At 57.4% G+C, this 25,959-nt stretch carries 31 protein-coding genes and 1 pseudogene; 14 read left to right on the forward strand and 18 right to left on the reverse strand.

All coding sequences use genetic code 11. The features are described from left to right. Positions 1-3 precede the first annotated feature (3 nt). On the forward strand, positions 4-162 hold the full coding sequence (locus BLT50_RS19740) for a hypothetical protein (RefSeq protein ID WP_342706712.1): 159 nt from the start codon (positions 4-6) through the stop codon (positions 160-162). 255 nt (positions 163-417) lie between these two features. On the opposite strand, the gene BLT50_RS17765 is transcribed toward BLT50_RS19740, so the two are convergent. From BLT50_RS17765 to BLT50_RS19635, 5 genes are all read right to left on the reverse strand, one after another. Then, complete coding sequence (locus BLT50_RS17765; RefSeq protein ID WP_090030489.1) at positions 418-624, reverse strand: hypothetical protein; 207 nt, start codon at positions 622-624, stop codon at positions 418-420. 596 nt (positions 625-1,220) lie between these two features. Next, on the reverse strand, positions 1,221-1,523 hold the full coding sequence (locus tag BLT50_RS19800) for a DUF6455 family protein (protein WP_425433976.1): 303 nt from the start codon (positions 1,521-1,523) through the stop codon (positions 1,221-1,223). Between the two features lie 163 nt (positions 1,524-1,686). Continuing rightward, complete coding sequence (locus tag BLT50_RS17770) at positions 1,687-1,974, reverse strand: hypothetical protein (RefSeq protein WP_090030491.1); 288 nt, start codon at positions 1,972-1,974, stop codon at positions 1,687-1,689. 140 nt (positions 1,975-2,114) lie between these two features. Then, entirely contained in the window at positions 2,115-2,870 is a 756-nt protein-coding gene (locus tag BLT50_RS17775; protein WP_090030493.1) for a VPLPA-CTERM sorting domain-containing protein, read from the reverse strand. Between the two features lie 169 nt (positions 2,871-3,039). Continuing rightward, a complete protein-coding gene (locus tag BLT50_RS19635; protein ID WP_090030494.1) occupies positions 3,040-3,756 on the reverse strand; it encodes a choice-of-anchor K domain-containing protein in 717 nt (238 codons plus the stop codon). Between the two features lie 353 nt (positions 3,757-4,109). On the opposite strand from BLT50_RS19635, the gene BLT50_RS19640 reads away from it, so the two are divergent. The 9 genes from BLT50_RS19640 to BLT50_RS17820 all read left to right on the forward strand — a co-directional run bounded on the left by BLT50_RS19640 (position 4,110) and on the right by BLT50_RS17820 (position 12,607). After that, positions 4,110-4,991 (forward strand): VPLPA-CTERM sorting domain-containing protein, encoded by an 882-nt coding sequence (locus BLT50_RS19640; protein ID WP_245723448.1) that lies wholly within the window; start codon positions 4,110-4,112, stop codon positions 4,989-4,991. Between the two features lie 542 nt (positions 4,992-5,533). Further along, the gene (locus tag BLT50_RS17790) at positions 5,534-7,654 is read left to right on the forward strand and encodes an autotransporter domain-containing protein (RefSeq protein WP_281241660.1); all 2,121 of its coding nucleotides are present in this window, start codon (positions 5,534-5,536) and stop codon (positions 7,652-7,654) included. A gap of 3 nt (positions 7,655-7,657) precedes the next feature. Continuing rightward, entirely contained in the window at positions 7,658-8,335 is a 678-nt protein-coding gene (locus BLT50_RS17795; RefSeq protein ID WP_342706713.1) for an alpha/beta fold hydrolase, read from the forward strand. A 121-nt stretch (positions 8,336-8,456) separates the two neighbouring features. Next, the gene (locus BLT50_RS17800) at positions 8,457-9,344 is read left to right on the forward strand and encodes a LysR family transcriptional regulator (RefSeq protein ID WP_090030500.1); all 888 of its coding nucleotides are present in this window, start codon (positions 8,457-8,459) and stop codon (positions 9,342-9,344) included. A 109-nt stretch (positions 9,345-9,453) separates the two neighbouring features. Further along, positions 9,454-10,077, forward strand: coding sequence for an NAD(P)H:quinone oxidoreductase (wrbA, locus tag BLT50_RS17805; RefSeq protein ID WP_090030502.1), 624 nt, complete (start codon positions 9,454-9,456; stop codon positions 10,075-10,077). Continuing rightward, a complete protein-coding gene (locus tag BLT50_RS17810; protein WP_090030504.1) occupies positions 10,077-10,715 on the forward strand; it encodes a DsbA family oxidoreductase in 639 nt (212 codons plus the stop codon). Before wrbA ends, BLT50_RS17810 begins: the two co-directional genes overlap by 1 nt. Before the next feature lie 13 nt (positions 10,716-10,728). Continuing rightward, positions 10,729-10,878 carry a hypothetical protein gene (locus tag BLT50_RS19405; RefSeq protein ID WP_175491525.1) on the forward strand — a complete coding sequence of 50 codons (150 nt, stop codon included), beginning with the start codon at positions 10,729-10,731 and terminating at the stop codon, positions 10,876-10,878. Positions 10,879-10,900: 22 nt separating this feature from the next. Continuing rightward, a complete protein-coding gene (locus BLT50_RS17815; RefSeq protein WP_090030526.1) occupies positions 10,901-11,800 on the forward strand; it encodes an EamA family transporter in 900 nt (299 codons plus the stop codon). Between the two features lie 660 nt (positions 11,801-12,460). Further along, entirely contained in the window at positions 12,461-12,607 is a 147-nt protein-coding gene (locus tag BLT50_RS17820; protein WP_245723451.1) for a hypothetical protein, read from the forward strand. On the opposite strand, the gene BLT50_RS17825 is transcribed toward BLT50_RS17820, so the two are convergent. From BLT50_RS17825 to BLT50_RS17850, 6 genes are all read right to left on the reverse strand, one after another. Next, complete coding sequence (locus BLT50_RS17825) at positions 12,590-13,489, reverse strand: transglutaminase family protein (RefSeq protein ID WP_090030506.1); 900 nt, start codon at positions 13,487-13,489, stop codon at positions 12,590-12,592. The two genes, BLT50_RS17820 and BLT50_RS17825, sit on opposite strands and share 18 nt — an antisense overlap. Before the next feature lie 600 nt (positions 13,490-14,089). Then, positions 14,090-14,581, reverse strand: a complete 492-nt coding sequence (locus BLT50_RS17830) for a hypothetical protein (protein ID WP_175491526.1) — start codon at positions 14,579-14,581, stop codon at positions 14,090-14,092. A 117-nt stretch (positions 14,582-14,698) separates the two neighbouring features. Beyond that, positions 14,699-15,541 carry a transglutaminase-like domain-containing protein gene (locus BLT50_RS17835; RefSeq protein ID WP_090030528.1) on the reverse strand — a complete coding sequence of 281 codons (843 nt, stop codon included), beginning with the start codon at positions 15,539-15,541 and terminating at the stop codon, positions 14,699-14,701. A 34-nt stretch (positions 15,542-15,575) separates the two neighbouring features. Continuing rightward, the gene (locus tag BLT50_RS19410) at positions 15,576-16,061 is read right to left on the reverse strand and encodes a hypothetical protein (protein WP_090030508.1); all 486 of its coding nucleotides are present in this window, start codon (positions 16,059-16,061) and stop codon (positions 15,576-15,578) included. Between the two features lie 509 nt (positions 16,062-16,570). Next, a complete protein-coding gene (locus BLT50_RS17845; protein ID WP_090030530.1) occupies positions 16,571-17,032 on the reverse strand; it encodes a hypothetical protein in 462 nt (153 codons plus the stop codon). A gap of 8 nt (positions 17,033-17,040) precedes the next feature. Then, positions 17,041-17,427 (reverse strand): hypothetical protein, encoded by a 387-nt coding sequence (locus tag BLT50_RS17850; RefSeq protein ID WP_090030510.1) that lies wholly within the window; start codon positions 17,425-17,427, stop codon positions 17,041-17,043. 581 nt (positions 17,428-18,008) lie between these two features. Here BLT50_RS17850 and BLT50_RS17860 point away from each other — a divergent pair. From BLT50_RS17860 to BLT50_RS17870, 3 genes are all read left to right on the forward strand, one after another. Then, complete coding sequence (locus BLT50_RS17860) at positions 18,009-18,434, forward strand: hypothetical protein (protein WP_090030512.1); 426 nt, start codon at positions 18,009-18,011, stop codon at positions 18,432-18,434. Next, positions 18,431-18,844, forward strand: coding sequence for a hypothetical protein (locus tag BLT50_RS17865; RefSeq protein ID WP_245723453.1), 414 nt, complete (start codon positions 18,431-18,433; stop codon positions 18,842-18,844). The genes BLT50_RS17860 and BLT50_RS17865 overlap by 4 nt, the downstream gene beginning before the upstream one ends. Before the next feature lie 213 nt (positions 18,845-19,057). Then, on the forward strand, positions 19,058-19,246 hold the full coding sequence (locus BLT50_RS17870; RefSeq protein WP_090030514.1) for a hypothetical protein: 189 nt from the start codon (positions 19,058-19,060) through the stop codon (positions 19,244-19,246). A gap of 58 nt (positions 19,247-19,304) precedes the next feature. Here the strand turns inward: BLT50_RS17870 and BLT50_RS17875 are convergent, their stop codons facing one another. Beyond that, the gene (locus tag BLT50_RS17875; RefSeq protein ID WP_090030516.1) at positions 19,305-20,039 is read right to left on the reverse strand and encodes a Crp/Fnr family transcriptional regulator; all 735 of its coding nucleotides are present in this window, start codon (positions 20,037-20,039) and stop codon (positions 19,305-19,307) included. Positions 20,040-20,206: 167 nt separating this feature from the next. Here BLT50_RS17875 and BLT50_RS17880 point away from each other — a divergent pair, with 167 nt between their 5' ends. Further along, positions 20,207-20,437, forward strand: coding sequence for a hypothetical protein (locus BLT50_RS17880; RefSeq protein WP_090030518.1), 231 nt, complete (start codon positions 20,207-20,209; stop codon positions 20,435-20,437). Between the two features lie 304 nt (positions 20,438-20,741). Here BLT50_RS17880 and BLT50_RS17890 read toward each other — a convergent pair whose 3' ends face one another. From BLT50_RS17890 to BLT50_RS19505, 6 genes and pseudogenes are all read right to left on the reverse strand, one after another. Further along, positions 20,742-21,002, reverse strand: coding sequence for a hypothetical protein (locus BLT50_RS17890; RefSeq protein ID WP_425433977.1), 261 nt, complete (start codon positions 21,000-21,002; stop codon positions 20,742-20,744). A 202-nt stretch (positions 21,003-21,204) separates the two neighbouring features. Beyond that, positions 21,205-21,909 carry a VIT1/CCC1 transporter family protein gene (locus BLT50_RS17895; protein WP_090030522.1) on the reverse strand — a complete coding sequence of 235 codons (705 nt, stop codon included), beginning with the start codon at positions 21,907-21,909 and terminating at the stop codon, positions 21,205-21,207. A 656-nt stretch (positions 21,910-22,565) separates the two neighbouring features. Next, a pseudogene (locus BLT50_RS17905) lies at positions 22,566-22,751 on the reverse strand (IS6 family transposase); the annotation flags it as partial. Between the two features lie 87 nt (positions 22,752-22,838). Then, positions 22,839-23,003, reverse strand: a complete 165-nt coding sequence (locus BLT50_RS19415) for a hypothetical protein (RefSeq protein WP_175491527.1) — start codon at positions 23,001-23,003, stop codon at positions 22,839-22,841. A 339-nt stretch (positions 23,004-23,342) separates the two neighbouring features. Beyond that, on the reverse strand, positions 23,343-23,822 hold the full coding sequence (locus tag BLT50_RS17910) for a hypothetical protein (RefSeq protein WP_090030524.1): 480 nt from the start codon (positions 23,820-23,822) through the stop codon (positions 23,343-23,345). Positions 23,823-25,704: 1,882 nt separating this feature from the next. After that, a partial coding sequence (locus tag BLT50_RS19505) for a hypothetical protein (RefSeq protein WP_217629249.1) occupies positions 25,705-25,959 on the reverse strand: 255 nt, incomplete at its 5' end.

Below are 25,959 nucleotides of genomic sequence, written 5' to 3' on the forward strand. Positions count from 1 at the left end.
GGGTTGGCGATTTCTCGTGATATCGCAGAAAAACACGGCGGATCTATTTCTGTATCAAGTACAGTCGGCATGGGTTCAACATTCCGGGTGACGCTTCCGAGCATTTGCGATCAGGGCACTGCCGAGACAGGCAGAACAGAGTTGCGCGAAATCCTGCAATGAGCCGCAATGCGAGCCGGCCGGTGACGTGACGTGCCTTGAGAGTTTTCGAGCCTGCTCGCCACACGGTGATGCTGACCAGATGAGTAGCGCTGAAAAAAAGGGACGCGTGACCGAGCACCGTCTGCAGCGCCTTGGTGTAGTCGCGGCGATAGAGCCGCGTCTGTTGCTTGAGATACGCGTACTGAATGCGCATAGCTCCTCCTTTTTAGGGCAAAGGCCCCAAGTTCGTTGTTGATTGCGATTTCTTGAAAGGGTTCAGGGGGGGGCAGGGTTATGGGTGATCCCAGCCTGAACCTTCTTGATCAGCGACCAGTCCGTTTCGCCGTAATCCCCCGCCAGCGGTCCTGTCATGGCGATGCCACCGACACCGTCCTCGAACACCTCGTCCACGCGGAACTGATGCTCGGGCACGTCATCGAAGGCCAGGATCGTGACAATGCTTCCTGGGTCAATCGTCATCATCGGTCCTCCAGGCGGACACCATCAGCACCAGAACGAGGGCTGACAGGGCAGGGTGGGCCCGTGACGCGAGCCAGAGCAGGGTGGATGCGACAGCCTTCGGTGTGGGCTGCAAAAGAAAACCCCCGGCGAGAACGCCGAGGGCTGCTAGGGTCTTCATGAGGTCATCCTCCGTAGTTGCTTCCTATTTCAGATACGGAGGGTTTCTCGGTTTTTTTCTGGGAGCAGCGGCGCATTTGGCATTTGATTTCGGTCAAATCTCGGACCGCCTCAGGATGCTAATATTTAGAAGTGCGGATTAGACGAGAGCCGCACTGATTTCATGATCTGTCCCCCTGATTGAAATCGCCCGCGTCGTATTTTCGGCGCGGGTTTTCATTCTCCTGGAGGCAAGGACAGTATTCGGTTTGGCCTGGATGCGGGCTCCAGCGATGAAAAACCCTTGGCTGGATGCCAAGGGAGTTCCATAGGGAGATAAAGATGAAAGCAACTTAACTGAGTTAGAATAACACATTTTTTAGCTCGCGAGAATCCGAAATCACGCGACCAAGTGGGACTACATCCAAGCCAGATGCGCATTCTAGCAACAGCCGATCCAACTATTGCGCCGCTGCAAGCCGAGGAAAGATTTCACGGTTGAGGCAAAATTCTAACGGCGATGCTATGTCTGTAGGATCTTCCAGCCACTTCATGCAGTCGATCGTATGTTCGCATTTCTGACAGTTGATCATACTCTCTCGGACTTCATCTTCCACAGCCCTTGGAAGTCGTCGCTTCGGGAGGTCGATGCCCAATACGCTCAGCATTCTTCGCCACAGACCGACGCGCGTTTCAACGTCCTCTTGATCGGGTTTGCGATAGGTTAATGCCAAGTTACGACTTCCTCCGTTTATCGAACTCAATATAAAGCTACAGCCGATGCGCTTCTCATTCTTTGATCTGCCGCAATCGTTGAAACAGTTTTGTCAGAAAGAACTCGGCTAAAGGCGGTTAGGAGGTGTCGACGCCTGAACAGGAATCTTTCGCGTGAACCGCAGGACGCTCAGTATAGGCGACCCGCAGTAGTTAAGCCCCTCGGTTTTTCTTTCGGCTCTGTGCCTGGATAGCAGATGCGGGAGCCAAGAAGATCATGATCTTCCAGGCGTTGAAGCCGCGTTCGAACTCTGCTGCGGCGTCTCCTATGCCGATCAACCCCGCGCTCTTAGCCCCCAGCCAAATAAACAACGCGCCTGAAACGAGAGCGCAGACCACGGCTAAAATCGCCGCGAACCTGAAGTTTGCACGCCGCAGTATAGCCTGAGGGATATACCAGCCTATCAGCAGGACTCCGACAAGAAAGAAGATGAATAGCATGTGGTCTATCTGTCTCGTTATGCACCAGTTTGGGCGCTAGGCACTTCAAGCGAAGCTAAGACCAAGATCGGGTAGTGAATAGCCTCAAAGAAAAGGGCGAGCACGATGCCGGCCCGTTCCTAGTCACATGTTAAGCCGTATCAGGCCTTCTTGGCTTTCTTGCGACGACGCAGCCAAGCGAACCCTGCGATCCCGGTTAGAAGCAGCGGAGCTCCGGCGGGTAGGGGGATGGTGGTTGACGGAGGAGGTGGAGGATCGGTTGAGAGCCGAAAACCCGTCAAACGGCCAGTAAAGGAGGTGTAATTCGATCCGTTCGGCTGTTCAAAGAGCTCAAAGCTTACAAGTCCAAGCGCCAGGTCGGAAATGTCGATCGTCTCATTGAGCAAAACGTCGGCTCCAAAAAAGTCCGGGATCGAAGTACTCAATTGAAAGCTGGCAAACGCATAACCCAAACCTATGTCGCGACCGTTGATGAGAATTGGTTCTGGCGCTGCGAGGCGGTTGTCTTGGGCCGCGAAATCGTTCGCGTCATTGTCTGTGGCACCAATCGAAGCGGTGCTGGTTAGATTGCCGCCCAGAGGATGGTCATTGTCTACCGACACAGACGATAGTTCGACACCTTGAAACTGGGCCGTGATGTGTCCCAAAGTCGCGGAAATGAAAACATCAGTCAGCCAGATCGTCTTATCAGGGTCGGCTGTGTCATTATCGAAACCTGGATCGGACCAAGATACGGACCCGCTAATCTTGTCGCCAGACGACAGGCCTGTGCTTACGGAACCGCTGTCGATGTTAGGGTCGCTGAGCAGATTGGCTTCCCATAGGAATGTAATAGCCTGTGCTGCCGGTGCTGTTGCTAAGATCAAACCCAGAGCCAAGGAAATATATAGTTTCATCGCTTTTCCCTTAAATACTCTATACAGACTACACTAGCCCAAGGTTTTCTCCAAATTTGCGGCTGATGGCGCCCCTCTACCCGTGACGAGCTATTGGGTTAGGCATGCTGGTCCGAAAGAAAAGGGCGAGCACGAAGCCCGCCCGTTCTTAGTCAAGTAAGAAACCGTATCAGGCCTTTTTTGCCTTACGCCGACGCAGCCAAGCGAACCCGGCGACCCCGGTCAGGAGAAGCGGTGCTCCAGCGGGAAGCGGGATTGGAGCTAGTGTAATTTTGCCATAAAGCGAAGCTCCTGCCGTCGCATTTTCCGGAACGTTAAAGCCTGAAACGATAGTAGAACCGCCATCGCTTGAGAAGCCAAGCAGGTTCAACGTGTATTTGTCTCCCAAGTAGGTGAAAGTCTGGCTCGACGCACCGCTCACGATCGAAGCAATATCGCCATCAAGAACAGGGTCACCTGTATTGTTCGGAGTGTTTATCACATCGAATTCGAAGCTAAAAAGCTCTGTCACACTGAGCGGCGATGTTATGGCAAGCGTGACGGATAGATCAGCTCCTGCAAAGTTGGTGCTTGTTACAGAGCCATTACGGTAGGAGAAATCACCCACAGAGAATACAGAGCCAACACCGGCAGTCCAGCCAGCCCCACCATCTGAACCCGCGCCATCAAAGCTCCACAGATTATCCGTCGAGCCAGAAATCGGGGTGCCCCAAGTGACGTCGGCGGTTCCGCCAGCGTCCGCATTGTTGATCGCGTAACCGAATGTACCATCAGGGTTTGTCCATGCGCCGGTCGCGGTCCCCGAAAAAGTTGCAGCATTCGCCAATCCAGAGAACGCCAGTGCCCCTAACGCTAAAGCGCCAAGAAAAGTTTTATTCCGTACCATCCCTAAATTCCTTTCATCGTTGAGTTATGTCACCAAAATAGGCCTATGAGCTCCAAGCTTGGAGGACTGGGAAACTATGCCATAATTTGGCCACAATCCCTAAGGCAAAGGCCAGCGCGTGTATTTTAGCTGACAAAGGACTCCTTTCTCGGGTGAGGCGGAAATTATTTCCCCACAAAGGAGAAAAGCACTCCCTGTTCGCGATGCCTCGGAAACTGACTGTAATCCAAAATGAAACAAAAGGTCGCTGTTTTGCGTGGTTACTGGCGATTCGCCCGCGACGTGAAACACGTTTGCCTGCACATGCTATGACAAGCCTTCAAACGCCTAGATGCAGGAGATCGCCTGCGTTGGTGTTTTTCGTTGCCAACCTTGCACCGAGCATGGAACGGTGGGGAGCAACGGGGACGACAGATAAGTTTGGGGGCACCATGAAATTTCGATACTTACTTGCGGCTTTAGCTCTGGCTCTATCAGTCAGCGAAGTGAACGCGTCGACCATTACGGTCGAGATGAAGGACTTCCAGAGTGTTTCCCTGGATGGCCTCTCCCCCAAACTACTCTCTTACGACGAGTTCGATCCTGACAAGGGCACGCTGACACGGGTGGATGTCGATTTCTTCTATTCGCTTCAGATCAACGTCGCGACCGCGCCACAGTATGTCGCTTCGACCCCCATTCCGTACTCTGGCCTTCTTCTGGCCGAAACGAGCTTTCAGAGCTTGAACCGAGGCTTCTCTTCAAGTGTCTCCAGCTTTCAGACGCTTCCAGTGACCGCGACTGGTACTGGCGAAGGTGCGCTGGCCTTCTCGTTCCTCTCGTATGGGTTTTCTTTCGAACCAACGGATCCGATTATCCCGGATACGCCCCAGTTGATCGATCCAGATGGATCGGGAGGCGCAACCGCTTTCTTGATAGAGGGATCGGCAGACGACTTCCTGCCAATGAACGAATTCATTCGAGGGGTCCCAATCTACACGTGGATGGAGACGTCCGTGACGAGCTTTGATCCTAGGTTCGTTCCTTTAACAACCAGCATCAATGGGTCGATGCTTGTGACCTACACCTACCTGAAGGAATTCAACATTCCCGATGAGGATGATCCAGAGACACCTCCAGGCTACGAGCCTCCAGTCGATGTGCCCCCCGGCGTCATCCCCCTCCCCGCAGGTGGGCTCCTCCTGCTGGGTGGTCTTGGGGCGCTTGCCGGACTTCGTCGCAGGTCCAAGAAATAATACCAGTTTCATAGTCTACGGAAATGGCCTCGGGAAACCGGGGCCTTTTCTTTTCGACCGTCACGTTCGTTTATAATGCTCCACCATGCCACCACCAAGCCTGGGGCACCCCTCGGGGCACTTTTACCCGGACGGCATCCCGCGCGGGTCATCGGTTCAAGTATCGGGGGATGGTGGCTGGGGTGGTAGGATTCGAAGCCTTACGATGATCCTGAACCGAAAAGCTGCTGGTCGCTGGCGAAAGGGGCAACGGTTGGGGCAGTTGGGTTCTAATAGCGACAGAATCTATCGTCTATTCTCCACAGCTCGTTCCTCGTTCCGCCACATTTCGTTATCAACGTTCGAAACGATCGATGTGACGTCGAACGGACAACGCAGTAGCACTAAGGAAAAATCATTAATTCAAATTTTCCTTTATTTACTATGATTTGCCGGATATTTGTAACGCAAGAAAAGAAACTTGAGGGGAGCATACACTCATGGCGAAAGCGGGCGACTGCAAGATAAAATCTTTGGGTGTGGATTTCCCCAAAAGGTCGGCGATGCAAGCTCTGCACTCGTGCGTTTTGGCTGGAATTGTCGCGGTTCCGCCAGTGGCCGCTGAGGAATATAGCTTTGACGGATTGGGGTTCTTGGGTTCCACGAGCCCATACAGTTATCCGTGGGGCGTCTCTGACGATGGGTCTACGATAGTTGGCGAAAGTCGTAATTCCTCAAGCCAAACTGAGGCGTTTCGTTGGAGCGCTGGCTCTGGCATGCAGGGGCTTGGTTTTCTGAGTGGCTCTTTGTCGCCGAACAGCAGAGCCTTCGACATTTCCGGCGACGGGAGTGTGATTGTCGGGGATAGCATTAATGCTTCCGGCCAGTTTGAAGCGTTTCGCTGGACGGCAGGCTCAGGTATGCAAGCGCTTGGTTTTCTGAGTGGCTCTTCTTCATTCCCTTACAGTAGGGCATTTGCTGTTTCGGGCGATGGGAGCACAATTGTCGGAGAAAGCAGAAGTGGGTCCAACTTAAATCAGGCATTTCGCTGGACGGCGGGCTCTGGCATGCAGGGGCTCGGCTTTCTAAACGGCTCTACTTCACCTTACAGCCGAGCTTGGGGCGTCTCAAATGATGGAAGCATCGTTGTCGGTGAAGGCCGCAATTCGTCAAACACATCGGAGGCGTTTCGCTGGACAGCAAGCTCGGGCATGCAAGGTCTCGGTTTCCTAAACAGTTCTGGGACACAGTTCAGTCGCGCCTTCGGTATTTCTGGGGACGGGAACATAATTGTCGGTGACAGTTCGAATCCGTCAAATCGGACCGAGGCGTTTCGCTGGTCATCAAGTTCTGGTATGCAGGGGCTCGGCTTTCTGAGCACTAATGCTTCGTACCATTACAGCCGAGCTTGGGCTGCTTCAAATGATGGAAGCATAATTGTAGGCAGCGCTACGAATTCCTCGGGTCAAACCGAAGTTTTTCGCTGGACGGCACAAGCCGGCATGCTGTCTTTGAGCGACCTGTTGAGCGCCGAGGGCGTGAATATGAATGGGGTCCAGCTTTATGAAGCCCGTGCCGTATCCAGTGACGGGACGACCATTACTGGTTACATGTCGAACACGTCCAACCAAACTGAGGCTTTTGTCGCCATCTATGACACCAGTGCGGCTCGGCCAGTCGTTGGCGTTATTGCCCCTGCAGGTTACCAGTCATCTGTAACGGAAGTTTCGCAGTTGTCACTCGGCGTGGCAGGGCAGGGACATGCAGGACTTCGCCAGCTGTCGGACGTTGCTCGCACCTACGAACTGCCTGAGGTTCAGGATGTGGTCGCCCAAGGCTTCGCTGGAACTCCTGAGATGAGCTATGGCGTGTTTGCGTATGGCGAAACGCTGTGGGGGCAGGACGATTCTGCTGGGAAAGCGCGCAGCGCAGCCGGAACGGCTGGTTTCATCGGGGAGTCCAGCTCTGGCCTGCGATTTGGCTTCGGCATAGAGCTTGCCGATCTGGAGCGGACTGAAGGCACCTTGGGCAGCTTTGTGGAAGCTGATGGTTTTGGCGGTGTCGCGTTCCTCGCGTACGCTCCTGCAGACACAGGGCTTCAGGCGTCTGTATCTGCCAAGGCGTTGAAGCTGGAGGCCGATGTCGTACGCAACTACACCAATGGGGCGGCAGTGGAGACGTCGCGTGGCAACACCGATGGCACCTATCGCGGTATTGAGCTTGAACTGGGCTATGCTTTCGGGATGTCCGAGCGGTCAACGATTTCACCATTCTTCTCATACCAGTATAGCAAGTCGAAATTCGACGGCTACACGGAGACCGGAGGCTCTTTCCCTGGCGTCATGTCTGAGCAGAGCGCCACGCTGCGTACTGCAAGTGTCGGTCTGGCTGGCACATACAGGGTTTCTGATGCGCTCAAGCTGAATGGGTCGCTGGCGCTCGGACGCACTGAAGAGTCGGTCGGGGCACCTGGGCTGTCGGTCACGGGACTGAATGGCATGATGTTTGGCGCTGCGACGGGTGACCGAGACTATGGGATTGCCACCCTTGGGATAGGTATGACCTACGACCTTTCGGGCAATGCGCGCCTTTACACCAAGATCGACGCGCAGAAAGCTTTGGATTCGATCGCGGATGACATTGACGCAGTATCCGTGACCGTTGGTATGTCCTACACGTTCTGACAGCTGAATGCGAAGTCGGCGGCAAGTCTACGGAGGACGGCCACCTTCGTTGGTCATGACTGGGGCGCATACGTTGTCTGGAGCATGGCGCTCCTGCATCCGGCTCGTGTGACCCGGATCATCAACCTGGCGCTGCCCTACCAGCCTCGCACCACCGTGCCATGGATCGATTTGATGGAAAGCGTATTCGGGGCCGACAACTATTTCGTCCACTTCAACCGTCAGCCCGGTGTCGCGGACGCTGTGCTGGATGCGAACGCGTGTCGGTTCCTGTGCAACCTGTTCCGCAAGAACCTGCCGCCTGCGCCGCACGAGCCGGGCATGATGATGATTAACCTCGCAACGGCCGCGGCGCCCGCAGGCGATCCCGTGATGAGCGGCGAGGATCTTGCCGTCTTTATCGCGGCCTTCGAGACAACCGGGTTCACTGAAAGCATCAATTGGTACAGAAACATGGATCGCAACTGGCACATCCTCGCGGATGTGGACCCCATTGTCCGGCAGCCGGCACTCATGATCTATGGGACGCAGGATATGATCCCGCCATCCGAAACTCTCGCGGATTTCGTCCCGAATGTGGAGGTGCTCAGCATCGACTGCGGCCACTGGATCCAGCAGGAGAAGCCCAACGAGACCACTCGGGCGATCGTAGACTGGGTTGCGGTTCGGCAGGCGGCCTAGGCGGCGGTTGCGGTCCATCGGCGGGCGCGAATGCAATCCGTTCGCGCCTTGCCGTGCCCGTGATAGGATCGAGGCGTATGTGACCCGCAAGGAGCGCTCCCACGAGGAACGACCGAGAAGAATGGACAAGCTTTCCGTCATGCAAGCTTTCCGCCGCATCGTCGAACGCGGCAGCTTCGCGCGTGCGGCAGAGGATCTTGGCGTGTCGCCCGCGCTTCTGAGCCGCGAGATCAAGTTGCTCGAAGAGAGTCTTGGCACCACGCTGCTCACGCGAACGACCCGCTCGATGTCGCTGACTGATGCCGGGCGGCTCTACTATGACGAGGTGATCGGCATCCTCGACACCGTCACCGGCGTTGAAACGCGCATTCGCGAGGGTGCGGGTGCTGTGCGTGGGCATCTTAAGGTCAACGCGTCCAGTTCATTCGGGCAGACGGTCATTGCTCCCATGCTGCCGGATTTTCTCGATGCCTACCCAGACTTGCGGCTGACCCTCTCTTTGGACGACCGGGTGGTCGACATGGTCGAGGGTGGCTTCGACGTCTCGATCCGTATCCGAGCCGCAATGCCGGACTCGGCGCTTGTTGCGCGCAAGATAGGGACCATACACCAGCGGGTCTTTGCCGCGCCGTCCTACCTCGAGCATGCCGGCATCCCATCAACACCGAACGACCTTGCGCAGCATCGCGTGATCGGTTTCCTGCTAGCAAATCATCTGACGTCGTGGGTTCTTCAGGGCCCTCAAGGGTCGCAATCCGTCGAACTGGACCCGCCAATCCGCGTCGGTAACAGCCTTGTCCTGCGTGACCTTCTGGTTGCGGGCCAGGGCATTGGCACACTGCCGGATTTTGTTTCGAATGAATCCGAGGCTCGGGGCGAACTGGTTCGCGTCCTGCCGGAATGGGAGCTACCCGCACCGGAGATTTTTGCGGTAACGGGATCTCGCCTGGGCATGGACGCAAAGGTAACGGCATTTCTGGACCACCTGCGCGCGGCGCTGGGGCGCTGATATTCTTCAACCAGCGTAAAGAATGAAATGACACTCGGGCGGTTATTCCGGCCCGCTCAATTCCCGATCTTCTCAGGCATCAGAACACCGATAGCTCCGAGAGGATCCCATGACCAAGGTACTTGTTCTTTACTATTCCAGTTATGGCCATGTCCGCGCGCTAGCGCTGGCAGAAGCCGAAGGCGCCCGTAGCATTCCAGGCACACAAGTCGACGTGCGGCGCGTGCCGGAAACCGTCCCTGAAGAAATTCGCCAGAACGCCGGGTTTCTCGCTGACGACACGCCGGTTGCGAGCCCGGCAGACATGGAGAGCTATGACGCCATCATCTTCGGCACGCCGACGCTCTTCGGCATGATGGCAGGACAGATGAAATCGTTCCTCGACCAGGCTGGTGGGCTTTGGGCCCGCAACGCGCTGGTGGGAAAGGTCGCGGCCGTGTTCGCGTCGACAGGCTCGCAGCACGGCGGGCACGAAGCGACGCTGCTCTCCACCCAGATCCCGCTGCAACATTTCGGGATGCTGATTGCCGGTATGCCCTACACCTTCTCCGGCCAGACCACTGCCGACGGGATCGTGGGTGGCGCACCTTACGGGGCAGGCACCATCGCCGGTGCGGACGGCTCGCGCCTGCCCAGCGAAACGGACCTCGCCGGTGCGCGCTTCCAAGGGGCGCATGTCGCCCGGATCGCAGCGCGACTGGCCGGAGCCAGCCTGGCAGAGGAGGCTGCGTGATGCCCTCTCTCACCATCGACTTCTTCCACGATGTCGTCTGCTGCTGGTGCTTCAACATCTCGTCGCGGATGCGCAGTCTGACTGATGAGTTCAGCCTCGACATCCGGCACCGCACCTTTGTCCTTCAAGCCAGCCGCGCCGAGATGGCCACCCGCTGGGGCAGCCCGGAAGCCGCCCGTGAAACCATCCTTGGACATTGGGCCGCCTGCCGGGAGGTCAGCGACCGACCAGACCTTGTCGATATCGACGCAATGCGGTCAGCCGCGTTCGACTACCCGCATGGTATGACAGCGGCGGTTGGTTGCAAGGCTGCCGAACGGCTCGGGGGGCAAAACGCCCATTGGGACATGTTCGACCGCCTGCAGCAGGCGCATCTGACAGAGGCGCGCAACATCGCAGACCACGAGGTCGTGCTTCATGCCGCGCGCGAACTGGGCTTTGAGGCAGCCGCCTTCGCCGAGGTTTTCGACGACCCGGCCACGGTGCGTGCGGTCGATACCGACCGGCAACACGCCCGCACAATGCAAGTCCATTCCGTCCCCACCCTGATCGTTCGCGAAACCGGCACCCGCCTCGTCAACGGACCGCGCGAGGATCTGGGCGCCCAGCTGCGCGCAGCCGCGCGCCTCATTGCTTGAAAGGAGAGTCAAAATGACGATCCCGTTCTTCCGCCGTGTTTTCCCGCCTCGCAGGCATTCCTGCCGGGGAGTACCGCGCGACCTGCCACCCCATCTGATGCGCGATATCGGTCTTGAGCCCTGGCCCGAGCGTCCGCGCCTGAACCTTCACGCGCTCTGGTGAGCGACGCACAGGAGTTATGTCCATGTCCCGCACCACCGATATCCTTCTCACGGCGCTTGCTCCGGCGATCTGGGGCAGTACCTATCTTGTCACAACCGAGGCGCTGCCTGCAGGCTATCCCATAACGATGGCGGCACTGCGCGCTTTGCCAGCGGGATTGCTGCTGCTCGTCCTCACGCGCTGCCTGCCGCCTCGCGCCTGGCTCGGACGGGTCTTCCTGCTCGGTAGCTTTAACTTCGCGCTGTTCTGGGCACTTCTGTTCGTGGCTGCCTACAGGTTGCCTGGTGGGGTCGCCGCAACGCTGGGATCACTGCAGGCCATGATGGTGATCCTCATGGCACGCGGGTGGCTGGGCACGCCAATCCGGGCGGGCGCGGTCGCGGCAGCCGTGGCGGGTGTCGTGGGTGTAGCGCTGCTTCTAATTGGTCCCGATGCTGCGTTGGACCCTGTCGGTGTCGCGGCCGGACTTGGGGGTGCCGCGTCGATGGCGGCGGGCACGGTTCTCAGCCGGAAATGGCAACCGCCTGTATCTGCGCTCAGCTTTACGGCCTGGCAGCTCACAGCTGGCGGTCTGATACTGGCCCCCATCGCGCTTATCCTCGAACCAGCCTTGCCGCCACTCACGATAACGAACCTTGCAGGACTGGTTTGGCTCGGTCTCATTGGTGCAGCAGCCACTTATGCGCTTTGGTTCCGGGGCGTTGCCCGGATTGAACCCGGAGCTGTCTCGATGCTTGGCATGATGAGCCCCGTAACCGCCGTCATGCTGGGTTGGGTGGCTCTTGGTCAGTCCCTTTCTTTCGTGCAGGGCCTCGGAGCCGTCATCGTTCTTGGTTCCGTCTGGGCAGGGCAGCGGGCGAACCGCCCATCTGCAGAGATAGCTGTAGTGTGTGAGATGAAGCCCCGGGCAAGGGCTGCTTGACTGTCAACTAATAATCAAATGACTTCAACGGCCCGCGGATCAAGGCCGGACGGTTGGATCGAAAAATAAGACAGTGGGGTGATGTGTTATCGCCCCGCACCACAATGCCACCGCGTGGTCGTCTAGAGTGGGATTGCGCCCCACCCTAAAAGAGGCTGATGATGACTAAGAGACCGTCTCGATTAGCCATGACGTGAGGCCCGCCTCGATCACCATTTTGGCCAGTCCAAGAGGATCTGGGCGATGGCGGCGAGGAGGAATTCGTCGTTTGCACCGCATGGGCCTCGTAATCGGAGCCGCCCCAGCCCGAGTATGCGTTTGAGTTGGGCGACGACTCTCGAAGGTTAGTTGAACAAGCTGGCGGCCAATATCTCGATCGGGCGCAACATTGCCGGGATGCACTCTTTCTCAGACTGTTACGTTAGCCTAAGGTAAGTCCGCTCTGTGCTCTAAGCCGCCGTTCGCTGCGGTGCGCATAGGCGTCCGCTGTTGGGTAACCACACCCGGCATCGCAATCGCATCCCCCAAAAAACCGAGTAACCCTCCGTAACTGAAATAGGAAGCAACGACGGAGGATGACCTCATGAAGATCTCGATCGTCCTGACCTCGTGTTCCATTCGACACGGAAGTGGTTCATCACCCAGTGTGAGCGGACCGGGGTGCCGGAGCACTACACGGCCTCGCTGGTCGGGCATCAATCGGCCCGGTCGGAGAACCGGCTGACCTATGGCATCTACTCGGCAGGCATAAGCGACGAGCAGAAGCGGGCGATCGTGGATGGCATCAAGCTACCGGGGGCGCCATGAAGAACCCGATACCGGACAGGAATCCCTCACATCCACCCTAACCTCCATTGCCAAAACGTCGGCAGATATTCCATGGAAGCTGCCGGATACCGGAGCAACCTGCTCGATCCTACGCGCCACGGCGACAGGAATGAGATTGGTGGAGCCAACCGATCTGTTAGTCGGGTCGAACGATATCCAGCCTGCCCCGGGTACGAATACCTCGACCCAGGCATGAGTCGAGCCGGCGTCCGCGGAGCCAAGCTCGTCTCCTGAAGGATTGAAGAGGTATCCCGAAACGATCCTCGCGCCGAAGCCAAGCGTCCGAAGCGCTTCTGCGAAGAGAACGGCGAAATCGCGACACGAGCCCCACCCCCGGTCGAGGGTCTCCAGCGGTCCTTGAGTGCCCTCCGTCTCTCGGCTTTGGTAAAAAATTTGAGCGGTGACACCGTTGCTGATGTCCTTCAGAAGGGAAAGCGTGTCGGTCGGCCGTCCCATGACGAATGCTTCTACCCAATGGGGTAGCCGCCCCGCTTCGTCGGCATATTGTGGCATGACCAAATTCCCGAGATCGGTTCGGTCATCGACAGTGTATGGAAAGGGATAAGACGCGGCGTAGGCGGCGATCGGGAAGACCGGCCAGATGGGCGCGCGTAGGTCCACCTGCGCGACCGACCGGATCGAAAGCGACTCTGCCATCGCGTCGAACTGTGCCGTCGCGATCGCGTTACCGGCCACGTCGTGAGACCAATCAATGCGCGCTTCGGGACTGATCTCCAAGTCGAAGGACGTCAAGCTGAGATCCCGGGTTTCCCTCGGACGCAGCATCAGCCGATGCGGCCCGAGTGAAACAGCGGTGCGATACCGATAGAAAGTTGTGTGCGTGAGGGTGACCGATGGCATCGGCGAGACCTACGACAAACGACCGCCGGAACGCCGACGCCCGTGTCCGCCACCCTCGGAGATCGCCGCGCGCCAGACGGAAGAAACCTTGCAGCGCGAACATACTCGCTCACCGAACCCTTCGCTCCAGAAGGGCGACCGGCACTTCAGGCAGACACGCTCGGCGGGAATATCGGCGACCGCCCTCGTAATCTGGATTTCCGCGTCCGCTGATTTCATCGTCACTTGCGCTCCTCACGCTTCCGGAGCCGCTCCATGTCACCAATGGCCCTCCTGATCAATTTCTGAATTCGTTCATCGCAGGCCGCCGGTGTTGCCGCATACCGTTCGAGAAGGAACCGCCATTTCTCCATCACTTCGACCCATGTCCGCGGCGGTTACGCCAATATCTGGTCTTCGAGGCTACCGAGATGCGGTTGCGCCGAGAGAACCAAAGACGGGGAGTCGTTCGTTGGTCGCCGCCGCATCTCCGTCTCAAGTCGGGCGGCCACACTTCTGCGACCGTCAAGATTGATCGGGGTATCCGTCACGGCAATGCTCCCAAAGCCTCACCACGACCCGCTTTTGGCCGGAACTGGTGCAATATTGCGGACCCGCAAGTCATTCTCCGATGCCCGGGCGCCCGCTTCCAGCGCGCGGTCCAGTATCTTCCGTCTCTGTCCATTTGCATGGCGGGGCGGCGCTGCGCGTTTCGCCTGCGCTTTCCAGGCCGGCTCGGGACCGATCCGAATAGAGGTCGCGTAGCTCGGACTCGTCAACCCCGTCCGCCTGCATGACAAGACGGATCATCGGGTCGGCAAGCATCTCTTCAAGAAAGTAATCCGTCAGAGCCTTACCGGTGAGCTTGTCTTTGGCCACTGCATTCTCCAGTTCAGCTAGGGGAACGGTGAGTGTTCGAACAAGCCCCGGATGGGAGGTGCGCGGATGGAGTTGTACGATAACGGACGACGTCCAGTCGCCCGGGTCGATCCAGTCCACCGGCTCTAGCAGCTGCGTCTCAATTTCGTATTCACCCGGCGGCAGGGTCTCGTTGAAACTCGAGAACTGGAACGGCTCAAGGAACACGGCGGTCGTCTTGATCGAGGTGGTCATCTCATTTCTCCACTATGGTTTCTTACTACAAATTCCTCTTCGAACAGGCGGGCAATTCAAGCCGATGACGCGTCGAGGAAGGGCAAACCGACGCTACCGGCGTTGACTTGCTCCTGCCTAATTTCGAGCGTCGGGCGGCACATCGATGGCGTCGTCTTGCACGTCCCAGGTCCAAACATTGAATTGGGTCAACGTGCTCGCCCCGAAGGTCTGTGTCAGAGGAACGTCGGCGGCGTCCCGACCGCGCGCTATCAGAATCCTCCCCATGCGCGGGCTGTTGTTTCGTGGATCGAAGACCCACCAGCGACTGCCCAGAAATACCTCCATCCAAGCCGCGAAATCGTCAGGCGGATAAGGCTTTGGTTGACCAAACTCGCTCAGATAGCCGGTGCAATAGCGCGCCGGGATGTTCATGCAGCGGCAGAAGGCTATGGCGAGATGGGCGAAATCCCGGCAGACGCCCTGTCGCCCAGACAGCGTTTCGGACGCCGTGCGCGTGGCGCTCGCCTGCATGTAGTCAAACGAAACCGAGGAATGCACGAAGTCGCAAATCGCCTGGACACGTGCCCAGCCCGATGGCGTATTTTCGAACAGACGCCAAGCTTCTTCCGACAGAAGATCTGTGTCGCAGTAACGACTGCCGAGAAGGTAGACCAAGGTTTCGAAGGGCAGGTCCTCAACGGCGTGCTGCGCGGCCTCGGTCGCTGTCGGATCGGGCAATCCGGTGTCGCGGAATATCCCGTCAGTGGAAAGAATGAAATCCCCCGCCGGGGCCACCATCCGCGTGCACCAATTGCCGAACCCGTCGCGATAGCTTTCCAACGGCACGCTCGGATGCGTCACGAGATAGTCGGCACGCTCGAGATCGCCGAAGCGCGAATAGTGCACGTTCAGCATGGCAATAAGCGGCGTCGGCTGCGTCAGCCGGTAACGAAGGCGACAACCTATCCGCATGCGGATGCCGGGCGTGCCATCAGGCGTCGATCTTGGCGCCCTATCGTCCAAGAGCGCACTCCCCGTCCGATAGGTGAAAACCGCGGTCGCAGCGCCAGCGATTTCCGGATCGGTCAAGATGGGCGTTCGGAGGAATATCGATTTCGGCGCATGCACCTTCCACTGCCTCGAAGCCCCGTTCGCAACGCCATCCCGGCCCGTAGGACGCCGTGTCCAGAAAGGCGTTCGCCGGAAGCGCGATGGGATCGCAACGGCCATCGATTTCAAAAAAGCCCCGTTCGCAAGCCCATTCGTCACCGTAGTCCGCATTGGTGAGATACCCGTTCTCGGGAACGGCGATCGGAATGCAGGTGCCGGAGCTGGCGGTGAAACCGCGTTCGCAGGTCCATCCGGAGCCCGAGGTATCGTCGGACAGATAGGCGTTGTCTGGCAGCACGATGGGAACGCAGGTCTCGCGCTCCCGTCGGTATCCGCGGTCGCACTGCCAATCATAGCCGGAGGATCGCAGGAACGCATTGTCGGGCAAGGGGATCGCTTTGCAGGACGCACGCCCTACTTCTACAAAACCACGCTTACACTCCCAGCCGGACCCGTAAGATCGCCCAGTGGCATAAGCATTCTCTGGGAAGTCGATGGGCACGCACTTTACGCCCTCCACCCGATACCCGAGTATGCAGTCCCAGCCACCACCATAGCTCCGCACCTCCGCATTCTGCGGAACCGCACCAGTGCCGTCCTGCGCGAGGACCGGAAACGCAAGAGATGCGGCAACTCCAGCAAAGACCGCCGACGTTGATATCAACCGTTTCAGGGGATGTCGTTGATTGTTCGGGATCGTCGGCTTTTCCCTCACGGTCGAAGATTTGCATGTCGGTACAGTTTCATACTGACAACCAAACCGCGCTATTCCCGTTTGCGGTCCAGCATCCGACATAGGTAGGAATTCAACCTTGCAAGTAGTACGAGTCGAAACACGTTCGTTCTCGGCCACCTCGATCCGGAAATCCTGTTTTCTTGTCAGTCGCACACTACTGGTCATTGAGAAGACAGCTTCAGCAAGGCCGCAGCCGCAAGGGCGCGTTCCTTTTGGTGATAGTCGCCGTAAAACTTGCCATCGACCTTTACCTCCCAAATGCCGTTTCTTTCACGCACCTGAACTCCAGGGCGACTCGTTGATTTCTGCTTGGACATCCCTGGTCTTTCTGGCGCCTTCGGTGGCTTAGGGTGTTCAGCATCCACTTGCGCTTGATCTTGCTGCGGCACACGCTCTTTTCCGATTAGCATCACGGCACGGATGAACTCTTCCGCGTAGTCATCGGTTTCGCGATGGTCGTGTTCGTGCCGCGCCATGCGCATCGGTTCGATAAACCGTTCTCTCAAATGATCGATAAATCGGGGCTCCGTGCGCGCCATAAAAGCGATCAGGGACTGAAGCACCCTTTCATTGGCAAGTACACGACGTTCAAGATCTGTGGACTCCGGGGTGACCAACGGCATGGCGCTCCTCATCCCTCTTCAATCGCGTTTTCCGGGCGCTCCAGTATAGTGTCGACATTAAGCGCAGCCAAGCAAGCCTGTGCGATATCGCGGCTCGGAGATTGGGTGCCCGGCACAGTTGCCCAACCAGCCTCCATCAGGGCATCCCGACGCTGGTATTTCGAAGCTTCGCGAATTTCCGCCAGCTTTGCCACTCGCTCGGGATCTGTTCGGATCATGTCCAGGCAGACCGGCACCATGGCCGAAACGACAGCATCATGGGACATCGCCATCGCATTGTCTCGTGCCGTTCCGCCAGTCACCCAGCCGCCCCAACTGAAGCCGAAAATGCCGATGGCGGCGGCGCCAATCACCGCGCCATAGATGCCGGGTTTGAGCCATTTGGGAGTGTTCATGTTGTATCCTCCAGCGGGGAAAGCGCCGCTTCGCTATGATTGTTCGCTTCGGATGTGCTCGCGTCCCGGCGCAACGCCTTATTCAGGTCGCTCTCTGATATCGTGTGCAGTTCCATCCAACCCACCCGATCACCACAGCCAGGAACGATCATATGGGTTGCAATCCTCTGATAAGTCTCGAAACCTTGCCCGCGGAGAAGTTCCTCCTGAACCAGGACTTCGTAGTCCCCAGCAGGAAGTTCGCTCCGAATGCCGGCTAGGCTGAACGGGTGCAAGAAGGTCACCCTCAAACTGGATGAACGCACCCTCATCTCTGACCTCCACGATTATGGCGGATCCGTCGCTGGCCGCTAATGACGGCTCCTTGGAGTCCTGTACGGACCAGTCGAACGATTTCTCTTCTTGTACATCGGAAACGTCCGACGGGCGCTGATGCAAGTTAGTCTCGTGCACCGAACTGATTGCGACCTCCTGGGGGTAGTCGCCCGCACTGACCTGTGTAAGGGCGACCAGACCGACCTGCGCGTATCCATTGGAAACTGGGAAGATCTGTGCTCCTGAAATCTTAGAAAGGACTGGCAATGGCCAACCCAAATGTACTCAATCCGCACCCGCTCGAGTTCGATCGTTTTCTCTATGCGTCCGTCGGCGAGGACCAGAATGGTTATGCCGTGACCGTGCTCTCCACGCTCGCGCGACTCGGTCTGGACCCATGGCACGAAACCGCTGAACTTGTCACGCTAGGGCACGACGGAGCGCGAGCGCGGTTGGAGACACTGCTTGCTCGATTTCGGGACGTTCCGGCGCTCGAAAACCATCACGGTAGAATCGCACGAGACTTGAGCCAGCTTCTTCCCGAAGGACCGACGTCAGGCGCCCTGCAGCGCGCTGCCTCGACGGTGGCCGATGGCCGTCAGAGGGAAAGCCGAGCAATCTGGGCAGTGCTCGCGATCATCTTCGTGCTGTTTCAGATTTTCACGTCTGGCGGGTCGGGGTCAGGCGAATGACCGCTTCAATCGAGACCGCGCAGAGACCGGCCCTTGCGGCACACAAATCCGGCACGCTATCGCCTTGCGAACAAGGCGTTCTCTGGAACATGGAGGAACGCTTCTGGACCAGATGCGCCGACAACGCACGGGCAACGACAGCGACCAACGCCGTCATGGTCTTCCCCTATCAGCCTAGCATCCTCCACAGCGACCAGATCTGGACCCACCTTTGTGAAAGGACCGGGTGGCGGTCCGTCATAATGGTCGAACGGGGCGTGATACGGTATCATGACATCGCAATTCTCACCTATCGCGTCTCGGCGGAGAAGGTCGACGTGACAATCTACAAGGCGCTCTGTGCCTCGACCTACCTGAACAATGACGGCCGATGGCTGAGGTTCTCACACCAGGAAATTGCGGTGACCTGACCAGCGTAGAGGCATTCGACCTCCCACAAGAGGCGGGACTAACCTGCGTCAGTGCGGCGTGGCTCCAACGCTGGTTAGGTAAGACGTGCACGCCGAGCATTCGGTGGTGCATTTTTTTCGAGTACCCGAGAAGCGTGTGGGCGTGTCGATTCCCAAAGGACGGCATGTCGACACGCTTCTTATTCTCGGAGCGTCCAGGAAAGGACAATTCCAATGACTCCCGAACAGAACACGACTACCGAGAAGATGAAGTCCGTGAAAGCCGCGTGGGACAAGGCGCCCTCCGGACCAAAGAAAGACGCTGCTCTGAAGCATTACCAGGCAGCCGAGAAGGCGCATACGGCCAAGAACGACGCCGAGACCAACAAGGAACTCGAGGCGGCAACCCAAGCCCTCGCATGAACGCCATCGTTTGATGTAATATCTGGGGTCGCCTGCCGAGCAACGGAGGGCGACCCTTTCAATTCAGGAGCGGCCCGGTCTGGTCTAGATATGCCGGATCGAACTCGGCAAGTTCCACCAGCCCGACATAGTCGTGAAACGCTACGCGGCCCTCCCGAAAGGTGACCAGTCCACTCTCGCGAAGCTGCCGCAGGACGCGGTTCACATGGACCGCGCTCAACCCCAGCGTATCGGCGAGGTGGTATTGCGTTAAAGGGCATTCGAATCCTTCCCTGCTGCCCATACCGACCAGCGCAAGCCTCGATCCCAGCTCCAGCAGGAAATGCGCCATTCGCGCATCGGCGTCCCGACGCCCGATCCCGACGAGATGCTCCACAACCATCGCCTCATCCCTTGAGGCCGCCCAGAGGATGGCGGTCGCAAGGCGCGGCGTCTGCGCGAACGCATCGAGTAGATCGCTCGTCAGCACTTCGGCAGCCTCGATGTCCACGATGGGTTCGAAACTATGATCCGACGTGCGCAAAAGAACACTACGCAACCCCAGAAAATCCCCCGGTATCTGAAAATCGACTATCTGACGCGTCCCGTCCGCCTGGATCTTGTAGGAACAGACCCAGCCTGACGACAGGATGTATGCCACTTGGCCCGACTGCCCCTGATGCACCATGTCCCGTCCAGCGACGAAAGTTCGCCGGCGCCGGTGCAGACGATCGAGCACGCCGAACTCGGCTTCCGACAATGCGACGAAGGCGGAAAGCTTGCGGATCAGCGGACTGTGCGTCTCGACGGTCATGTGCTCCCTCGATGGCTGGGTAGGTCATGGTTGATGCACTAGCGAAAATTTCTGGCCTAACTACTGCTTCATATCAATTCATCCTAGCACATTTTCTGCAACAAAGCTGCGGATCGCCCCGGCACACCAAGGAAATGCACGCCAGTTCGCAGGGAGGAACGCCTACGATGCCCAACCAGAAAGATCATGCCGGCTTGGCGGCTCTGTCGATCTGCGAAGCGCTTCTGCTGGCGATGAACGACCACATGCTGCTGCCAGAGCAGGAGATCATAGGAGTTCTCCGCGATGCCGCGGCGACCCACGAGAACGACGCCGGACCGGATGCAGAGATGCACCGAGCGGTTGCCGCTCTCATCAATCGGATCATCACCGGCGGCAACTCCGTGGGCAGGCTTTGACCCGAACACGTTCCACCACCGAGAACCCCAGATTACCCCTCCGATCAACTTCCCCATTGCCCCACCTGCTGCTTCAACTGCCCGACGAGCGGGACAAGCGGTTCGGCAACTTCGAGCCTGATGACGATGTGCAATTCGCCCGATGGGATGACGAACGGCGTCCTGGCGCAGCCGACCTGAATGCTGCAAAGTTGGGCATTCGAGCAGGATCTGCCATCTCTGCGGCAATTGGCATACTCATGCTGCTACTTCTGACGCTTCTGGCAGCCCGAGCAGGAAACGCCATCGCAGTTGGGCATAAAGATCAGAAAATGTAGAGTGGGAAGAAGATTGGAATCGCACCCACCATTGATCCGCCGACGATAATGTTCATCGGAATACCGATTCTGAGGAAATCGCCAAATCTGTAGTTTCCAGCGCCATACACCAATGTTTTGGTCTGATAGCCAACCGGGGTCGCGAAGCTCGCGCTTGCACCAAACATCAAGGCGACGACGAACGGCCTTGGATTGAGACCAAGTTCTTCCGCAACACCATTCGCGAGCGGTTTAACCATGACAGCCACGGCGTTGTTGGTGACCGCCCGGGTAAGCGCCGAAGGAAGTATGTAGATTACTGCGAGAGTGACAATTGGAGGCAAGTCCAAGGGTGCCGGAGCCAATGTCTCCACGAACAAGCTGACAGCCGCTTCTCGCATTGTCGAGGTATGGATTTCGTTGCGAAACCTGACGCTTTGCCGGAGGACTGGAAGCAGTTCTAGCCCCGTCTCAAACGCTCACGCCAAATAGCCTGCCCACCCCGGCAGTGACAGCCATTGCGAACAGCCCCCACACCACAACACGAACAGTCGCCCGCAGCAGGGGCGCTGCTCCAGCCTTTGCGCCCAGTGCCCCCAACGCAGCCAAGGCGATCACGGTAACAACAAGGACAACCGGGATGATCGAACCTGTCGGTGCTGCAAATGCGGCCAACAAGGGAACTGCGGCGGCAATGCTGAACGTTAAGCCGGATGTGATCGCCGCCTGAAGCGGATTGGCCGCGTGGACCTCTGACAGTCCGAGTTCGTCTCGGACATGCGCACCAAGCGCGTCATGCGCCGTCAACTCCTTTGCTATTAACAGCGATGTCTCCTCGCTTAACCCCTTTTCCTGATAGATTGCCGCCAGTTCGGCAAGCTCAGCTTCTGGCAAGTTCTGAAGCGCTTCAGTTTCGCGCGCAATATCGGCTCGTTCCGTGTCGGATTGCGAAGAAACCGAAACGTATTCTCCTGCAGCCATCGACATCGCACCGGCTGAGAGTCCCGCAATGCCTGCGACAATCGCTGCGCTCTGTGTCGCATCAGCCGCCGCGACCCCGACAATCAGGGACGAAACCGAGACAACTCCATCATTTGCTCCAAGGACAGCAGCGCGAAGCCAACCGCTGCGCGTAATGAAATGTGGATCTCCTGGATGAGCCGAAGCCTTGGCCATTGGCCTACCTTTCCTAACTGAGCGATATTTGGTCCGCGCAAAAACGCGGCTTGGAGCATCGCCCTTCAAGCGGTCGGGCGCATCTGGTCCGATCAATTGCTCCTAAGACCCGTTCAATACGGGCGTTTGCTGATGCACAATTCTTAGCCACTGGCCATCATCCTGCAGATAGGTGGATGTACAAAAGGCTTCATAGATTGGTGTGTCACTGCGCTCAGCTGAGACGCGGTATGCTAAAACGGCAACGTCGCTCTCTTGCTTGAAATAACGTTCCGAAAACACAACGGACCGCCATCTCTGTGCGATCAGGCCCTCTCGCCATATAGAGTCGCCTTGGAGAATGCCTTGCGGAAATGGAAGAACGAAAACCGCGCCTTTTCCTGTCATGGCTCTCGCACTCTCAGCGCCCTCTATCCAAAATCGCTCTTCAGTCTTCCAAAGTTCGTTTTCCTCAACTTCATTCAATGTCCCTACTCCCAAAGCAATTCGGCTGTAACACTGGGAGATTCTAACCAAGAATTAGACTGCGCGAGTTGTTTTGGATCAAAAGTCTTGCCGCGGTTTCTAGTTTATCCGCACTTTTTTCGAAATGAGCTATGCTTGATTGATCAAAGCAAACAAAAAGGTGGTGCTGTCAGACTAATTCGAACTCGTGTCTGCCAGGACAGGAACTGCTGAACGCGTCGCCGGCGGATCTCGGAGGCAAACATCGGCCCGAAACGGTTCCACCAGAACCGAATGGTTTCATGGCTGACGTCGATGCCGCGTTCATGCAGCAGATCCTTGAAATTTCTGAGCGATAGCGGGAACCGGACATAGAGCATCACCGCTAGGCGGATGATCTCAGGGCTGGTTTTGAATCACTTGAACGGGGGGCGTTTGGTCATGCTCGGAAGCAACGAAAGCCCCCCTGCCCGGCTCAAACAAAGTTAATCTGACATGACCATCACTAGATAATTGGCACGCTCCAGATCGCCAAAGCGCGAGTAGTGCACGCTGAGCGGCGCGATCAGCGGCGTCGGTTGCGGAAAGCTGTATCGCAGACGGTACCCGATGCTGACCCGCATGCCGGACACACGGCCGCGCCTGGTCATGTCATGATCATCTTGCAAGGATGAGCGTCCGAGGCATCGGGTCAGTGCCATCTTTCACAAGGACGGGGAAGGCGAAGGACGCGATCATACCCGCTAAAACTGCCGTCCCCGCGATCAGCCTCGCCAGCCGATGTCTCATCGCCGCTTTCTCCTTGGCGGACCAGAGTCCGCCGGTCACCCCGCGTGTCTTCGATGGCCCAAGCGTGAGCGTTCCGGTCAGCCGTCGAGTTGGCCCAGGCGGTGGCGGGGAGCCCCTGGAACTCGGTCTCGTTGGCATGCCTTCGTTCTCGGCTACCTGGATCGCGAAGTCCTGCAGGACTGTCGGATGAGAGCTACCGGTCATCGGGGCAACGACTTGTGCAAGGCAGCGGCGGCAAGAGCATGCTCCTTCTGGCAGTAGTCGCCGAGGAACTTGCCATCGACCTGCACCTCCCAGATGCCGTTTCTTTCGCGCACCTGAGCTCCACCACGCCGCGGTGGCCTGTTCATGGAAGAATCCTGTCCACCTTTGCTAGTCGGTGGCACGGGTTGCTTGTCGGTCATTTCCGGCTCCTTCGCCTTTGGCACGCGCACTTCTCCGAGGAGAATCACGGCGCGCACGAATTTTTCCGCATAATCATCGGTTTCGCGGTAGTCGTGTTCGCGTTGGGTCAATCTCATCGGTTCTACGAATCGTTCTCGCAGGTGATCGACGAAACGTGGCTCGGTACGGGCCATGTAGGCGATTAGAGCTTGCAGGATCCGTTCATGGGCCAGAACGCGCCGTTCAAGATCGGTCGTCTCTGCGGCCGTCCTGGTAAGACTTTTCACCGACGCCATGGCTTGTCATCCTTCACGCTGCGTGGTGTGATGCTGGATGTCGTGTGCTCGAGCGTGTGCAGGCAGGCCCTCGCCTCATCGCAATCCAGCTCTTGCCATCCACCTACCAGTCAGTTGCACAACATGCGCTGACGCAGGTTAGGGGCACGAAAATCAAGTGGGTGTGTATTGCCCAGAATACTCTGGAAGGGCTTCTCTAGAGTACCTAGCATTTTGATAGCTATAGGGATCTAGAGGATCCTCTACTCTTACATCAGGTATAGGGATCTAGAGGATCCTGTACTCTTAAAATCAGGCGACTCTCGCACCGCCCTTCAAGAGGCTGCTGAAAAAATTCCTCATGTGTTGCTCGGTGACTGTGGTGGGCATGGCGACAGCAGCACCATCGATAACCACCCTCGATCGACCCCACGAGTTACATCTTTTCACGGGCGCTGGATGTTGGTCTGGTCAAAGCCGGAACAACTCTAGGGAGAGGTTCTGCCAGCCCTTAGCATCTTCGTTCAGTCGGGCCATCCAGATTGCGTTTCGCGCGAACTAGGGGGGGCAGCACGCACCTGAAAATAGCCCGCAGAGCGCCTGAGAGACTCGCTGAGTGGGTGTTGGGCGTCTTGCCGAGCATGGGTGGCCGAATGGAGTCAGAGGCGCTCAGTGACTCTCTCATTGCCTCTAGTTGCTTCGCCGGAACCAGGAAGGAACCTGGGAGCTCAATGGGGTCCCGAGAGTACCCGCCTGGGCGCCAGGAGAATGCTGAAGCCAGCTCCAGCGGAAGGCTCGTGAACCAGAAGAAAGGGCTTACCCGAATGCGGCCTCGGGAGGCCTGTCGGCGAGGTTGAGCGCGAGCTCTCGAACCAGGGGGCTCCACCATGGAAGGGTAGTTAAGCTAAGGGTATCCTACTCAACATATACTGTTCATTTCTTACTGCTCTACTGATATCTATAAGTAGTTATAATATTACATAAGGGCGACATCTTTCCTATGGTGGCGTAGCCACCATAGGAAAGATGTCGCTAATACTTATATATACTCTATTTAGTAAGTTATATAAGGGATTATACATATATCTAGATTAGGCAACATAAACAGTCAACACTACTCCTACCACTCCAAACAAGGGACACTCTGCGAAAATGCTGACGCATTTTCTTGAGGCCCCTTGTTTGTCGCTAGACGAAGAGAAGGGGGAGAGCGGATCGGAGTGTATAAACCCCTACCAGGCGCGCGCGAGGCTTGGCGCCAGTGGGTGGCGTTGGGCTTCTTTCCTGGTTCGAGCTTCCTGGTTCCCCTTGGCTCCACAGTCCGGCGAAGACGGCCGCTGCATGCCTGAGCTGGTTCAGGTCAGATCACACCAAATCGAGCCACACCAAACCACACCGAAATGCACAGGCTTGCCCTCCCCGAAAGAGTGCTCGAGGAAATCCCGCCGACCGGACTGCACCCCAGTGCTGCTGAGAGTCCATGAGAGCGCCACTGAGCGCCTCTAGGGGTGTTTGGCGCACATGCCCCAGACAACGGGTAAAAAATGGACTCACGAAGCCTCTCAGCGACTCGAGTGGAAATTCACTCTCCAAATGACAAGCCAATGGCACCGTTAAGCAGAAGCTATCTGTCTCGTCTCGATATGGTGAGTGATCTCCTATAGGTAGAGGAAGTTCCGATGTGCTTGAGGGCTTTTTCAACGCCTAGCTCCACCCAAACACCCCCATGCTTGGGCTGGATCAGGAGCCAGAAAGACACCCACACGGCAGCCTTCGGAGTTCTACCCCTAAAGGCTAAGAGGTCGAACCCGAGTTCACTCGAGTGAACACTCCTTTCACTCGGACACAAACCCGGCTCATGTGCCCCAGTCTTTAGGTAATCCCAGGGCACATGTTTTTCGATTTAGTCTTTAGGCCCCTCGATGAGGAACGTCCCGACCACCAGCAGCATTCCCATGATCAGGAGCTGTTGAATCAGAGCAGCTGCAAGGTTCATGGCACTGGCTGTGACGGCGAGGAAGATGCAGATGTAGCCGACGATCGTGATGAACTTCAGCATGCCGTTGAGCCTCCCCAACTGAACTGGTCCACCACTATGTTTAGGAAACGGAGGACCGAGAATGGCAAACAGGCGACCCAAGCCCGAAGAGATTGTCTC

This window comes from Lutimaribacter saemankumensis (assembly GCF_900100005.1).
GTDB classification, from domain to species: Bacteria; Pseudomonadota; Alphaproteobacteria; order Rhodobacterales; family Rhodobacteraceae; genus Lutimaribacter; species Lutimaribacter saemankumensis.

Bases quoted from the DNA above. Each gene is read 5' to 3' on its own strand.
- BLT50_RS17850 (WP_090030510.1), bottom strand. From the start codon at position 17,427: ATGAACACTCCCAAATGGCTCAAACCCGGCATCTATGGCGCGGTGATT.
- BLT50_RS17895 (WP_090030522.1), bottom strand. From the start codon at position 21,909: ATGGCCAAGGCTTCGGCTCATCCAGGAGATCCACATTTCATTACGCGC.
- BLT50_RS17790 (WP_281241660.1), top strand. From the start codon at position 5,534: ATGCAAGCTCTGCACTCGTGCGTTTTGGCTGGAATTGTCGCGGTTCCG.
- BLT50_RS17770 (WP_090030491.1), bottom strand. From the start codon at position 1,974: ATGCTATTCATCTTCTTTCTTGTCGGAGTCCTGCTGATAGGCTGGTAT.
- wrbA (WP_090030502.1), top strand. From the start codon at position 9,454: ATGACCAAGGTACTTGTTCTTTACTATTCCAGTTATGGCCATGTCCGC.
- BLT50_RS17765 (WP_090030489.1), bottom strand. From the start codon at position 624: ATGATGACGATTGACCCAGGAAGCATTGTCACGATCCTGGCCTTCGAT.
- BLT50_RS17815 (WP_090030526.1), top strand. From the start codon at position 10,901: ATGTCCCGCACCACCGATATCCTTCTCACGGCGCTTGCTCCGGCGATC.
- BLT50_RS17910 (WP_090030524.1), bottom strand. From the start codon at position 23,822: ATGGCGTCGGTGAAAAGTCTTACCAGGACGGCCGCAGAGACGACCGAT.
- BLT50_RS17825 (WP_090030506.1), bottom strand. From the start codon at position 13,489: ATGCCATCGGTCACCCTCACGCACACAACTTTCTATCGGTATCGCACC.
- BLT50_RS17845 (WP_090030530.1), bottom strand. From the start codon at position 17,032: ATGCCGTTGGTCACCCCGGAGTCCACAGATCTTGAACGTCGTGTACTT.
- BLT50_RS17800 (WP_090030500.1), top strand. From the start codon at position 8,457: ATGGACAAGCTTTCCGTCATGCAAGCTTTCCGCCGCATCGTCGAACGC.
- BLT50_RS17865 (WP_245723453.1), top strand. From the start codon at position 18,431: ATGACCGCTTCAATCGAGACCGCGCAGAGACCGGCCCTTGCGGCACAC.
- BLT50_RS17860 (WP_090030512.1), top strand. From the start codon at position 18,009: ATGGCCAACCCAAATGTACTCAATCCGCACCCGCTCGAGTTCGATCGT.
- BLT50_RS19415 (WP_175491527.1), bottom strand. From the start codon at position 23,003: ATGACCAGGCGCGGCCGTGTGTCCGGCATGCGGGTCAGCATCGGGTAC.
- BLT50_RS17870 (WP_090030514.1), top strand. From the start codon at position 19,058: ATGACTCCCGAACAGAACACGACTACCGAGAAGATGAAGTCCGTGAAA.
- BLT50_RS17875 (WP_090030516.1), bottom strand. From the start codon at position 20,039: ATGACCGTCGAGACGCACAGTCCGCTGATCCGCAAGCTTTCCGCCTTC.
- BLT50_RS19635 (WP_090030494.1), bottom strand. From the start codon at position 3,756: ATGGTACGGAATAAAACTTTTCTTGGCGCTTTAGCGTTAGGGGCACTG.
- BLT50_RS17880 (WP_090030518.1), top strand. From the start codon at position 20,207: ATGCCCAACCAGAAAGATCATGCCGGCTTGGCGGCTCTGTCGATCTGC.
- BLT50_RS17775 (WP_090030493.1), bottom strand. From the start codon at position 2,870: ATGAAACTATATATTTCCTTGGCTCTGGGTTTGATCTTAGCAACAGCA.
- BLT50_RS19405 (WP_175491525.1), top strand. From the start codon at position 10,729: ATGACGATCCCGTTCTTCCGCCGTGTTTTCCCGCCTCGCAGGCATTCC.
- BLT50_RS17810 (WP_090030504.1), top strand. From the start codon at position 10,077: ATGCCCTCTCTCACCATCGACTTCTTCCACGATGTCGTCTGCTGCTGG.
- BLT50_RS17830 (WP_175491526.1), bottom strand. From the start codon at position 14,581: ATGACCACCTCGATCAAGACGACCGCCGTGTTCCTTGAGCCGTTCCAG.